Here is a 2,480-nt window from a genome sequence, read left to right as displayed (position 1 = left end):
CGGCCATCATGAAGACAGCGGCTTCAACAGCGGCAAAAGAACATTCAAGATTTACATCCCGAAAGTAGGCATGACTGCCTACCGTCCGACGACTGAGGGACCGGCTTACAACAACCCATTCCAACGGCGGGAAATCCCGGAGGCCCAGGAGGAGACGCCAGGAGCCGGAATCCGGGTCAACGGGGATGACGACAACGTCAACAGCACCCCCGACCGGAACGACACGGCGGTCAACAACGAGAACGACTTGATCGAAGTGGTTCTCGACGCCGCGCCGCCCGCCCCGGCCTCCGGGTTCAAGTACGTTCTGAAACGGAGCAGCAGCAATATCAAGGTCTGGAACAGCCAAACCAAGGGCACGGCCTGGCTTGACGCCAACGACGAGACGAATCTTACCTTCAGCACCACGCCAATGACGGTATGGGTGGAGAACCCCAACGGCGGGACTGCCGACTTGGAACTACAGGCCAAGACCGATTCCGGGACGGTCGTTTGCTCCGACAAGGTCCATTTCTACCCGTTCACGAGCATCGTGATTGCGCTGGGTGGAGAGGGCCAAGACCCGGCAGATCCGGCGAACGCAAATCATGGCACGTTCCAATTGGCTGTTGATCTCTACGAACAGGGATACGACGTCCACATGTATAATGAAGACAGCGTTGCTGGCAACGGCGCGGGTGCAACATACGATGAGGTTATTAGCGCCATACAGCACCGGAATGTCAATCAGGTGGCCATCTTCGGGTACAGTCACGGCGGCGGCTCGACACACGATCTTGCCGAGCGTCTCGATAACAACCGTGGGACAATAGGCGCTTTTACGATACCGTTTACCGCGTACGTCGACGCCGTCACGCAAGGCGCGATAACTCAGGAGAACAGACGTCCTCCGGGATCAGGCTTTCACGTGAATTTCTACCAAGAAGGCTCGCTGGCTGACGGCGGATTGGATGGGGCCCCATTGACAATCCTCCTGGTGCGGACTTTGAAGATGATGTGGACGATCCGATGGTAACCCATACCCATTATACCGTCGATGATGATGCAAACGTACTTAACGGGATTGAGACTCGACTCACTCCGAGAATCAATCGGTAACGACATGGAGGATTTTTCAATGTGCGAGAAGACTTTAGATATATTCAGGCGATACCGTTTCGTATCCGCGGTCTGTCTCTTGCTGGCGTCAGGCGTGTTCGCCGCAGAGCCCCCGGGAAAAACAGACGAGATGCAAGGCAACGCTCTTCAGCTTGATGCCGCTGTGCAGGCATACATTCAAGGCCTTCTGTCGACCAATGAGCAGGAAATGTTTTCGGGCACGGAGGATCAGCTCCGAAACAAGTTGGAACAACTTAAGGGAATAGTCGGTGGGAACCAGGCGAAACTCGTCGAGCAGTTGTTTTGCTATCGCGTAAATGCCCAAGGCATGAGGGAAGCCCTGCTGCCCATGGTCATCATGAAGCAACTCGGAGTGTCTGACGATGCCTTGGTTCAAGGAATGTTGCCATATCTGGAAAGTTCTGATACGCACGTAGTGAAGGAGGCATCAGAGTGGCTTTGGGGGACAGATAAAAATCGGGCCACAGGAGGATACGACTTTCGTCGTTACAAAGCTGTCCTTGAAAAAGCCAAACCAAGGGTTCCGCCCGGTCTAATCCGGTACATGTATGATCGCGATCCGCAAACGGCCGTTGTGACCGTTGTGCAGATGTACGACCAGAACGCCCCAGAGTCGGAAGTTTCCACCAAAGCCAAGAGCGGGGTCAAGGAATCGGTGGACTATTTCATCGGTCGGCCCGAATGGTGGGCGCATCTGTACGTTGCGGCGATGATAGAGAAGGAGCCGTATCTGCGGACGCCCGAAATGATGAAGAAACTTGAGCAGGACGACAATCCGCTGGTACGTGAAAAGATGTCCAAACTGAATGACAAACTCCAACCCAAGTGATTCCCGCATGGACGTTGACCAAGCCATCGAGATCGTGACGAAACTTGCCGACGGGATTGACCCGACTACCGGCGAACGTCTGCCGCCTTCATCCGTTTACCAGCAAGCCGACACGGCGCGGGCGTTGCATCTTGCGCTTGAAGGACTCGACCGGTTGAAGCGGGTGAAAGACCGCGTTCGCTCGGGCCTGCCGAACGCGGGCCGTTCGTGGACGAAGGACGAAGAAACGCGGATGCTGCAACAGTTCGGCGCGAAGGTTGTCACCTGAATCTTGCACGGACTTCCCCTTTTGGGTAACTACTCAGCAGGCATCCCGCGGCGGGATGCCTGCTGAGGTAAAAGGGGCAAGCCCGCGCTGGAGTCATGGGTAAAGATCACGAGGTGTTGACTGCCGGCACGAAGGGGTTGCCGAGGAACACACGCTGCAACGCATCCAACGCGTTGAGTCCGTTTTTGCGGGCGGTGGAGACGTATCCGCGTGCGTATTCCGCGATGATCCGGACACTGAATCCGCGATCATTCCGGACACCGA

The 2,480-nt window shown here is 55.9% G+C and carries 3 protein-coding genes; all 3 read left to right on the top strand.

Going from position 1 to position 2,480, the window contains the following annotated elements:
- Positions 1–1,015 (top strand): hypothetical protein (locus QME66_13385; GenBank protein ID MDI6809939.1); only part of this gene is annotated, 1,015 nt, incomplete at its 5' end.
- Positions 1,016–1,117: 102 nt separating this feature from the next.
- Complete coding sequence (locus QME66_13380) at positions 1,118–1,948, top strand: hypothetical protein (GenBank protein ID MDI6809938.1); 831 nt, start codon at positions 1,118–1,120, stop codon at positions 1,946–1,948.
- Positions 1,949–1,955: 7 nt separating this feature from the next.
- Positions 1,956–2,216 carry a hypothetical protein gene (locus tag QME66_13375; GenBank protein MDI6809937.1) on the top strand — a complete coding sequence of 87 codons (261 nt, stop codon included), beginning with the start codon at positions 1,956–1,958 and terminating at the stop codon, positions 2,214–2,216.
- Positions 2,217–2,480 lie beyond the last annotated feature (264 nt).

This window comes from Candidatus Eisenbacteria bacterium, assembly GCA_030017955.1.
Classification (GTDB): Bacteria; Eisenbacteria; RBG-16-71-46; order JASEGR01; family JASEGR01; genus JASEGR01.
Note: the sequence above shows the minus strand (reverse complement) of the source record. Positions and strands in the feature narration are given on the sequence as shown.